The following is a 10,038-nucleotide window of genomic DNA, read 5'->3' as shown; positions in this document are numbered from 1 at the left end:
AGGCCGGCGAGGTCGATTTCAACCATGTCGTCATCGAAACCTCCGGCCTGGCCGAGGCGGGCCCCATCCTCCAGGCTTTCCTGTCCGAACCCACGCTTGAGGGGCTCTTCCGGATGGGCGCGGTCGTAGCGACCGTCGATGCGGTGAACGCGGAGGCAACCCTGGCGGATCATCCCGTTTCCGTGCGGCAGGTCGCGCTGGCGGACAGCATTCTCCTGACCAAGACGGACCTGCTGGAACCTGCGGAGCGGGCGGCGCGCAAGGCGGCGCTGATCGCCCGGCTGGGCCAGATCAACCGCACCGCCCCTGTGCTGGAAAGCGATGATCTGGCGGCCGATCCGGTGGGCGTGATGCGCAAGCTGATGGCCGATCCGAGAGAGGATCCACAAGCCGCGAAAAGCTGGATGGAGGCCGCCCTTGGCGCGGCTTCAGCCCACGCAACGCATCACGCGGAGGATGGCCATGAAGCGCATGCGCATGACAGCGGCATCGCGTCGTTCAACCTCATCCGGGACGAGCCGCTCCCGCGCGAGGCTCTGAACCTGCTGCTGACGTCCCTGGAAAAGCATCTCGGCGCCAATCTGCTCCGGGTGAAGGGGCTGGTGAATGTCAGGGAGGAACCCGGCCAGCCCGCCGTCATCCAGGGCGCGCAGCATCTGCTGCACAACCTGACCTGGCTTCCCGAATGGCCCGACGAGGATCAGCGCACGCGCATCGTCTTCATCACCCAGGATCTGCCCGCCGGCGAACTGGAAGAAATGGTGACATTGCTCGATCGCGTCGCACACCGAACCGCCCTCGCACGCATGAACGCAAGCGGAGCAGAACCCGCAAGGCCCATCTGAATATGTTTCGGCTCCGGCCACCTGCAGACCGCAAGGGGTGTCGCGCCCGGCGGCCGGAGCGTAACCAAGGGCCGGAAGCTGCCCTCGAAATTGCGCAGAAGCGTCAGCTGGCCGATTACGGACACTCCAGAGATTCGACTTTCTCGACGGACGCCCTTATCTTTGTCGCCTTGCCGCATTCTGAAAGAGCAAGATGATTGAAATGTACCTGAACGACAAGAATGACAAGTCGGCCCTTTCTGCAGTGGACACCATCGCCACGCCGGAGGGGTCTGGCGAGCGGCAAACGGCGACATTGACCCAGTCCGTCTATGCGCAGTTGCGCGCCGACATTCTCAGCGGGCGGATGCGTCCTGGCGAGAAGATCCGTGCCGAAGCCCTGCGCAAGCGGTTCAACACGGCCAGCAGCCCCGTTCGGGAAGCGCTCAACCGGCTCCTTTCAGAAGGCTTCGTCGCACTCGAGGAGCAGAAGGGCTTTCGTGTCGCGCCGGTGAGCGCCGAGGAGCTGAAGGAACTCGTCAAGACGCGCTGCTGGATCGATGGCCTGGCCATTCGTGAATCGATCGATCGGTTCGACCTGGCGTGGGAGGAGAATCTCATACTCGCGCTCCACCATCTGTCGCGAACCCATCGCGGGGAGACGGGCCAGGGCGAAAGTTCCGAATGGGAAAGCCGGCACAAGGACTTCCACCTTGCTCTCATCGGCGGGTGCGGCAGCCGGTGGATCAAGCGGATCAGCGGCCAGTTGTTCGACGCCGCGGAACGCTACCGTCTTCTCGCGCTGGAGCAGGTCCTGGAGCGCAATGAGCTGCAGGAACATCGCGATCTGGTCGATGCATGTATCAATCGCGACGCCGATCGCGCGATCACCCTGCTCCAGCATCACTACACCCAGACCTTCGAAGCGATCACGAACACATCGCTCAATCCGTGAAAGAATAGGGAAGTCCTGGAAGCACGAAAATTGAAGCGAGGCAGAGGACTTGCTTCAAACATTCGAAAGATGCCCTGGGCCGAATGTCGATTGCCTGTTTCCTGGAGCAATTCCAGACGATCGCTGGTCAGGAAATCGCGGAAGACAGAGAGTTTGGATTACCGATCTGATCCGATCAAATCGAAGCTCGCTCTAATATTCGATCTTCGGTCCCAGGGGAACGATACCGGTCGGGTTGATCGTCGGATGGCTTTGGTAATAGTGGCCCTTTATGTGCTGCATGTTCACAGTCTTGGCGACTTCGGGCAGATGATAAATCTCACGCGTGTAGCGCCACAGATTCGGGTAATCGACGATCCGGCGCAAATTGCATTTGAAGTGACCGACATAGACCGGATCGAAGCGTATCAGTGTAGGGAACAAACGGATATCGGCCTCAGTCAACTGTTCGCCCATAAGGAAGCGATGGGACGAAAGCCTGTTTTCGAGCCAATCCAGCGTTTCGAACAGCGGGCCAAGCGCTTCTGCATAGGCTTCCTGGCTAGTGGCGAAGCCAGCCCGATAAACGCCATTGTTCAACGTATCGTAGATCCGCTGGTTGAGCGCATCGATCTCCGCCTGCAGCGGCTGCGGATAATAATCGCCAGGCTTGGCTCCAAGACCATCGAAGGCGGAGCCCAACATCCGGAGGATTTCGGAAGACTCGTTGTTGACGATTTTCCCGTTCTTTTTGTCCCATAAAATGGGTACCGTGACAGACCCTGTATAGTGCTGGTCGTCGGCAGTATAAATTTCCCGCAGAAAAAGCGCCCCGTGAACAGGATCCGGAATCACCCCCGGACCATCGGCAAAGGTCCAGCCTTGTTCACGCATCACCCAGTTGACTACAGAAATGCTGACCATGTCTTCCAGCCCCTTGAGTGCCCGCATGATCAACGTGCGGTGGGCCCAGGGACAGGCAAGACTGACATATAGGTGATATCGCCCGGCTTCGGCAGCAAAGCCTGCACTGCCGCTTGGCCCAGCGGATCCATCCGCTGTGACCCAATTGCGATAAATGCTGTCCTTGCGGATGAAACGGCCGCCAGTGGAAGAAGTGTCATACCACTGCTCATGCCAGACGCCGTCAATCAGAAGTCCCATGCCATCATCCCATTGTCTGTCTGCTCGATCGTGGCGGGGCCGCAATCTTGGGTGGAACGAATTGAAGCGCAAGGACAGGGGCGACGGGCCGATAATTCCGCCATCACCAGGTCAATCCACACTCATCGTCGACATCACATCATATCGATGAATTTCAATTTCCCCACATTTGAGCGATAGTTCATGCAATAATACGTATTTTGTCGATTTTTTTGATGAAGTCGAGTCGTACATTCATTGGAACGACGCGAGACTGAAGCGCCCATGCGCACCATCGACCGCGCGTTCGACGCACAACTCGATCGCCTTCAATCCTTCCAGTGCTTTTCGCCCAGGCGGATCGTGACCGGCTTTTCCAGCCTTTCGGCGTCCTCGCCAAGTGCGAAGCTATAACTGCCGGCAGGCATCGACCACTGGCCGTCCCCCCAGTTCGCCAGCAGGCGGTCATCGACCGTCAGCGTGATCGCCTTGCTTTCCCCCGGATTCAACATGACCCTCTGAAACCCGATCAGGCGTTGCAGCCTTTCGCCATTGCGCCCCACCATATAGAGTTGCGGCACATCGGCCCCTGCCCGGTCGCCGACATTCCTGATCGTGAAGCTCAGCCGGAGCTTCTCTCCCCTGACCGCAGACAGTCCGGACAGGCTGAACTTGCTGTAGCTCAGGCCATGGCCGAACGGGAATAACGGCTTTTCTCCCGAGCGGGCAAAGGCACGATAGCCCACATCCGCGCCTTCGCTGTAATCGACCTCCACCGGCGTCTTGTCCGGCAGGCCCAGGCCCGGCAATGCGCGGCGGGGATATTGATCAAGCGAAGCTGGATAGGTCATCGGCAAGTGACCGGAGGGATTGACCCGCCCCGTCAATATATCCGCTATCGCCTGTCCGCCTTCCTGCCCCGGATACCAAGCCTGAACGACCGCCTTCGCCTTGTCGAGCCAGGGCATCGTCACCGGATTGCCTGTTTCCAGGACGACGACAAGATTGGGATTGGCGGCAGCGATCGTCCGGATCAGATCCTCCTGCCCCTGCGGCAAGGACAAGGACCCGGAATCGTAGGACTCGCCTTCCCATTTGGTCGCAAAGAGGATCACCATATCGGCACGCGCGGCAAAGGCGGCGGCGACTTCAGCCGAATAGCCGGTCTGAAAGCTGATGCTGGCCTGGGGCAGGGCAGCGCGCAGGGCCGCGATCGGCGCATCGGGAAAATAGGATTGGCGATTGAACAGTTCGACCGGCCCCTCGCCGCCCTTGAGAACGCGCATCTCGCCGTTCGAGGGGGTGACCTGACTGGACCCGCCGCCCGACAGCACGCCGAAATCTGCATTGCCGCCAACGACCAGGATCGACTTCGCGCTCGCGGCCAGCGGCAAAATGCCCTCATTCTTGAGGAGGACGATCCCTTCGCGGGCCGCTTCCAGGGCCGTCTTCGCATGGGCTTTGTAATCGATCGGCTGGGTGGAATAGGCATCGGAAATGCCGATGGCGAACAGGCTGCGCAGCATGCGACGGACAGCGTCGGACAACCGGGCCTTCGATACGTCCCCCTTCCCTACCGCGGCCGTGAGCGGCTCGGTAAACCAGGGGTGCTCGTCGAGCTGGCGACCCATTTGCTGGTCAAGCCCCGCATTGATGTAGGATACGTCACCCACCGCGCCCCAGTCAGACATGACCCAGCCGGGATATTTCCACTCGCCCTTCAGGATATCGTCCAGAAGATGCGCGTTGCCGCAGGCCTTCTGGCCATTGACGAGATTATAGCCACACATCACCGCGCCAGGCTGGCCGATCTCTATCCCGATCTTGAACGACAGCAGGTCGCTCTCCCGCAGCGCGCTCTCGGCAATGACGGCATTTGCGGTGTTCCGCTGCGTTTCCTGCGCATTGAGGACGAAATGCTTGATCGTTGAGACGACGCCCTGCGATTGGACGCCACGAATGGAATAGCCGGCGAGCATGCCCGCAAGCAGCGGATCCTCCCCCAGATATTCGAAATTGCGGCCGTTGCGCGGATCCCTGGTCAGGTTCATGCCCCCGCCGAGCAGGATGTTGAAGCCCTTGGCCCGCGCTTCCGCCCCGATGGTCACGCCGACCCGTTCGGCCAATATGGGATCGAAGGATGATGCGAGTGACAGTCCCGAAGGCATGGCGGTCGCAACATCCCCCACGCGAAGCTGGCCGGGGTTGACGACGCCCAGACTGGCGTCCGTCGACAGTTGCGGCGGTACGCCCAGCCTTGCGATGCCGGGCACGTAGCCGGCCGTGAACGGCACCCCGGGGGGTATGTCGACTTCAACCCCTGCCAGCGGGATCGGCATGATCGCCGACAGCAAACCGATTCTTTCCGCGTCGGTCATTTGCGCTTCCAGGCGCGCCGCCTTCTGGTCTGGCTCTTCTGCCTTGCCACGCGCCATGACCGGGGACGAAAGAACAAGCGCCGAAAGCGCCAGCAGGGCACGCATTAAAGGCCATTCCTTTTCAACAGGGGGGAAGGGGAAGCCGGCTGGATGAGCAGGCACCGCCCTCTCCCAATCCAAAGTATTCTGGATGAATGTTTGCCGGACCTTCGGGGGAGAACGAAGGCCCGGCATCCCAGGGATCAGAAGTTGACGCCGGCCCGGACGCCATAGGTCCGCGGATCGGCAAGCTGCGCGGAGGCGAAGATGCCGGTCTGCGCCGCGGTGACGACTATGCTGTTCTCCACATTCCGGACAAAGCCCTGGAGGTACCAGCGGTTATCCGGCGCATTGTACGTCAAGAGCAGGTCGGTCCGTGTATTGCTGGGCACGCGGAACTGGTTCACCGTGCTTAGCGAAGCGAGGCGATAGTCATCCGAAAGCCGCGTACGCACCCCGGCCTGGACATTGCCGCCATTGGCGAGATTGAACGTCTGCATATAGCCCGCGGTGACGACGAAGGTCGGCGACCGATCCAGCTTCTTGCCCGACCAGTCAAATCCCGGCGCTGGTATGAAGGAGCCATAACGCGCGTTCAGCCAGGAGAAGGAGAAATCAAACTTGCTGGTCGCAACCGGCATGATGACGCCCTCCAGTTCAACGCCATCGATCTTGGCGGACGAGGCATTGGTGGTGACGCGGCACGGCGTGCCACACAGCGTGTCGGAGAACTGGCTGAGCTGTATGCTCTTATAGTCATAGTGGAATGCCGATGCATTCAGGCGAACGGCATTGTTCATGAAACGCGTCTTGAGGCCCGCTTCGTAAGAGGTAAGCGTTTCGGGATTATAATAGAGCGCTCCGGCGGGTACAGTGCAGCCACTGTTCGTACCCTGTTCACAACCATCGTTGAAGCCACCTGCCTTATATCCGGTCGCAATAACACCATAAAGCAGCGTCCGGTCGTTCACATCATAATCCGCGCCGATCCGCCAGGTTGTCTTGGAGAATTTGCGATGCGCAATGTTCGGCGTGCTAAGGTCGGTGGGTTGCCCGCAGGCGATCGTGCCGCATTGGACGAACTGCCCGATACGCGACTTGTTGTCATGCGAATAGCGGATGCCGCCGGTGAGCCGTAGCGATGGGGTGATGCTGTAGGTCAGCTGACCGAAACCAGCCCAGGATTCGGCAATGGTCGGATCCTGCTCGACACCGAAAGCGTAACCGGTGGCGCCGGGCGTCGGCGTCAGGAATCCAAGCAGGTAGCTCGCGATTGCTGACTTCTCCTTGAAATAATAAATGCCGGCCTGCGCCTTGATTGGACCGTCGCCATTGGTCGAGAAGCGCAGCTCCTGACTGTTTTGCCAGTAACTGCCATCATAGGGATTCGCGATGGTAGCGCCGCCGCCATCGACGAGGAACGCGCCGTCTTCGTGCCGCTTGAACTCACGGTAGGAACCCAGATAGTTCAGAGTGACAGGGCCAAGATCATAGCTGAGATCGGCCTGGATGCCCCAGGTCGAGTTGTCGGAACCGATCGGCCCGCTGAAGGGCGCGTTCAACGTCCGCTTTGCCGCAGAACTGCTGCCATTCGCAATGTACAGCGGGTCAACGCCGGTCCTCTGATAATCGGCGTAGAAGTTGCTGACGGGAACCGTATTGTATCCCGTACCCTTGATAGCCGAATAATCGCCGCGCAGGACGAGTTCACCAGAACCAAGATCAAACAGGGCGGAGAGCCGGCCGGAGAAGTTCTTCTTGAACGGGTCCAGGCGCGCATTCCAGTTCGGCCCGGCAACCAGATAATTATCGCGGCGATCGTAATTGGCCGCGGCGCGGATCGCTATCCCCTGGCTTACCGGGACATTGATGACTCCGGTCAGCTGCTGCGTGTCGAAATTGCCATATGTAGCGTCGATCGAACCACTGAACTCTCCCAGCTTGGGCTTGTTCGTAATGATGTTGACCAGGCCTGCCGTGGTGTTGCGGCCGAACAGCGTGCCCTGCGGACCGCGCAGCACCTCGACGCGCTGGACGTCGAAGAAGCTGACTTCCTGGACCTGAGGACGGGCGATATAGATGCCGTCGGCCATGAAAGCGGCGGACGGATCACCCTTTTCGGTGCCGTCGGAACTGCTGACGCCGCGAATGGTGATCTGCAGGCCGTTATTACGGTCGATCGACAGATTGGGCACCTGTTCGCCAAGGCTGGTCGGGTTGGTGACGCCGGCCGATAGCAGGGCGTCGCCGCTGACGGCCGTCAGGGCAACAGGCGTTTTCGACGCAAGCGTCTCGTTACGGGTCGCGGTGACGACGATTTCCCCGTCCGGCAGTGCTGCACCCGCGCCCGCCTGGGCGAAGGCCGGAAGCGAAAAGGAAAGCGCTGCGGCAAGCGCGGTGACCGAAACATAGGCCGTGCGAATTTTCATCGAGAACATCCCCTTTTTTAAGGTGAAATTTGTCGCCCCTGACGTCGACAGCGCAATTTCCTAACAGCGCATGTCAACGTTGACAATATCGAAAATGTCAACGTTGACATTGGCGGGTTGGAGCCAATGTCAAAGGTCAGTCAACGTTGACAAAAAAGCCGACCTACGCGAAGGCTCGCGACATGCCTTTCGATACCAAACCCACGCTGCACGATGTCGGCGCGCTCGCCGGTGTGGCGGCACGCACCGTTTCGCGGGTGATCAATCGTGAGCCAGGCGTGTCGGACCGAACCGCCCTAAGGGTCAGGCGTGCCATTGAAGAGCTGAATTTTCGTCCCAACCTGGCCGCCCGCGCGCTGCGCGGCGACCGGTCCCTGCTCGTGGCAATCATCAACTGCAACCCCTGGCCACGCTATGTTGCCGATGTGGTGAGGGGCGTGTCGATGGCATGCCGGCAGGCCGGGACGTATCTGACCTTCGAGGAATTTTCGCCCGACGACGAGCATATCGCCGCAAGCATGGCGAGTTTTATCGACAATGTAGGGATCGCGGGCACCATATTGATCCCGCTCCTGGCCGATGACGAGGAATTGCTCGACGTGCTCGAATGTCGCGGGGTGCGCACCGTGCGCATGTCCCCGGCGCGCGACATCGGCAGAACCGATGCCGTGATTTCACGCGACGAAGAGGGCATATCCGCGCTTGTCGATCACCTCGTCGCCCTCAACCACCGCAAATTCGGATATATCGCAGGGGCGCAGGGCCACGCCTCCTCGGAAATCCGCGCCGACTCATTCCGGAAACGACTGCATCACCATGGCATCGACTGGTCTTCCGTGCTGTTCGCCCATGGCGACTTCAGCTACATATCCGGAGCGGAGGCCACCCGCCACATGCTGGCCAGGGACCGCAAGCAATGGCCAACCGTCATCTGCGCCGCCAATGACGAAATGGCTGCCGGTGTGATCAGCGTGTTGGGCACAATGGGGATCAGGGTACCGCAGGATATCGCGGTGACCGGCTTCGACGACAATGACATTGCCCGATTGATCTGGCCGCCGCTCACCACCGTCCGGCAATCCGTCGTCGATCAGGCCTATTCGGCGACCCAATTGCTGCTGGATCGAACCTCGGACGAACCCCGATGCATCGAACATGGGGTGGAACTGATCATCCGGCAAAGCACCTCCGGCTGAGCCATGGCGGTAAGCAAGAAAACAAAGCGGTCGACCTGAACTGATTCAGATCGACCGCTCCGGATTTCTTGTCATCACCGATTTCCTGGCCCGCGATCGGTTCCGATCGCATGGAAATCGCTTCAGGCGAGGTTGGAACCGATCCACGCCGCCACGTCGGTAACCGGAATGGCATTGCGCTGGTTGAACGTCCCGGCCTTGTCCCAGGCGACGCCGCGTCCCTGGGCAAAGGCGGCGCGATATTTCCGCATCATGTTCTGCGGGTCGCGGGCCAGTTCTTCCATCAGGAAGGGTACGGTCCATTCCGACCGGCTGAAGGGACGGCCAAGGGCAGCTTCCAGCTTGTCCGCGACTTCGCCATAGGTGACGGTATCGCCCGCAAGGAATACGATCTCGTTGTGGATGGTCGGTTCGAAAAACACGATTTCCGCGGTCAGCACCCCGATGTCATCGGGCGTGGTCAGCGTCACTGCGGTGTCGAGGCTGCCAAGGGCATGGACTGCGCTGTTCTTCAGATCGACGACGCCGAATTCCGGTTCGAACAGATAGCTCATGAACATGCCGGTGGAAATGATGACCCACTCGGTCTTGCTCTGCGAGCGCAGCAATTCCCGCACGTCGAGCTGGGCGTCGAAGATATCCTGCGGGCTGCCACGACCGATCGCTTCGAAATCGACGCCAAACTGCCACGGGAAGTAACGCGGTATTCCCGATTGCAAAGCAGCCTTGGCCAATTTCATGGGCGTGTTGATCCCGGCGGCATAGCCCGCGCATCCGATCACCGTGTCATAGCGCGAAAATACGGACGCCAGTTCATCGATCGAGCTTGTCACCAGATCGCCCACGACGATCTCGATACCCAGATCACGGATTTCGGCGACATCCCGCTGCTTTTCGGGCACGTCGGACTCGACGGCACTGGCGCGCAGCAACACGCTGATCCTGGCCCCATCGACGTCCTTTGCGCGACGCGCCAGGTTGCGCAAGACTGGCAGGCCCAGTTCGCCGGCCCCCAGCACGAGAATGTTCCGTGACTTCACGATGGAAACTGCATCATTCATAATTCTGACCTATTCAGCATTGGTTGCCGCCTTG

The 10,038-nt window shown here is 60.1% G+C and carries 7 protein-coding genes; 3 read left to right on the top strand and 4 right to left on the bottom strand.

Features of this window, described 5'->3' with window-relative positions; all coding sequences use genetic code 11:
- Together MRBLSP13_RS06965 and MRBLSP13_RS06960 are read left to right on the top strand one after the other, a co-directional pair.
- A partial coding sequence (locus MRBLSP13_RS06965; RefSeq protein WP_363753604.1) for a CobW family GTP-binding protein occupies nt 1-845 on the top strand: 845 nt, incomplete at its 5' end.
- Nucleotides 846-1,038: 193 nt separating this feature from the next.
- Nucleotides 1,039-1,779 carry a GntR family transcriptional regulator gene (locus MRBLSP13_RS06960; protein WP_363753602.1) on the top strand — a complete coding sequence of 247 codons (741 nt, stop codon included), beginning with the start codon at nt 1,039-1,041 and terminating at the stop codon, nt 1,777-1,779.
- Nucleotides 1,780-1,971: 192 nt separating this feature from the next.
- Here MRBLSP13_RS06960 and MRBLSP13_RS06955 read toward each other — a convergent pair whose 3' ends face one another.
- The 3 genes from MRBLSP13_RS06955 to MRBLSP13_RS06945 form a co-directional block, all read right to left on the bottom strand.
- Complete coding sequence (locus tag MRBLSP13_RS06955) at nt 1,972-2,922, bottom strand: glutathione S-transferase family protein (RefSeq protein WP_363735859.1); 951 nt, start codon at nt 2,920-2,922, stop codon at nt 1,972-1,974.
- A 308-nt stretch (nt 2,923-3,230) separates the two neighbouring features.
- Nucleotides 3,231-5,384: a beta-glucosidase family protein gene (locus MRBLSP13_RS06950; RefSeq protein ID WP_363753599.1), complete on the bottom strand. Its 2,154-nt coding sequence runs from the start codon at nt 5,382-5,384 to the stop codon at nt 3,231-3,233.
- Between the two features lie 137 nt (nt 5,385-5,521).
- Nucleotides 5,522-7,747, bottom strand: coding sequence for a TonB-dependent receptor (locus MRBLSP13_RS06945; protein ID WP_363753596.1), 2,226 nt, complete (start codon nt 7,745-7,747; stop codon nt 5,522-5,524).
- Nucleotides 7,748-7,929: 182 nt separating this feature from the next.
- Between MRBLSP13_RS06945 and MRBLSP13_RS06940 the strand changes: the two genes are divergently transcribed.
- Nucleotides 7,930-8,943: a LacI family DNA-binding transcriptional regulator gene (locus MRBLSP13_RS06940; protein WP_363753594.1), complete on the top strand. Its 1,014-nt coding sequence runs from the start codon at nt 7,930-7,932 to the stop codon at nt 8,941-8,943.
- Between the two features lie 122 nt (nt 8,944-9,065).
- Here the strand turns inward: MRBLSP13_RS06940 and MRBLSP13_RS06935 are convergent, their stop codons facing one another.
- Entirely contained in the window at nt 9,066-10,004 is a 939-nt protein-coding gene (locus MRBLSP13_RS06935) for an aromatic alcohol reductase (RefSeq protein ID WP_363753591.1), read from the bottom strand.
- Nucleotides 10,005-10,038: the final 34 nt, after the last annotated feature.

The organism is Sphingobium sp. LSP13-1-1.1, from assembly GCF_040676415.1.
GTDB lineage: Bacteria > Pseudomonadota > Alphaproteobacteria > Sphingomonadales > Sphingomonadaceae > Sphingobium.
This window is presented reverse-complemented; position numbering and strand designations above follow the sequence as displayed.

Excerpts from the sequence above, each read along its gene's own strand:
- MRBLSP13_RS06935 (WP_363753591.1), bottom strand. The coding sequence starts at position 10,004 with ATGAATGATGCAGTTTCCATCGTGAAGTCACGGAACATTCTCGTGCTG.
- MRBLSP13_RS06940 (WP_363753594.1), top strand. The coding sequence starts at position 7,930 with ATGCCTTTCGATACCAAACCCACGCTGCACGATGTCGGCGCGCTCGCC.
- MRBLSP13_RS06960 (WP_363753602.1), top strand. The coding sequence starts at position 1,039 with ATGATTGAAATGTACCTGAACGACAAGAATGACAAGTCGGCCCTTTCT.
- MRBLSP13_RS06950 (WP_363753599.1), bottom strand. The coding sequence starts at position 5,384 with ATGCGTGCCCTGCTGGCGCTTTCGGCGCTTGTTCTTTCGTCCCCGGTC.
- MRBLSP13_RS06955 (WP_363735859.1), bottom strand. The coding sequence starts at position 2,922 with ATGGGACTTCTGATTGACGGCGTCTGGCATGAGCAGTGGTATGACACT.
- MRBLSP13_RS06945 (WP_363753596.1), bottom strand. The coding sequence starts at position 7,747 with ATGAAAATTCGCACGGCCTATGTTTCGGTCACCGCGCTTGCCGCAGCG.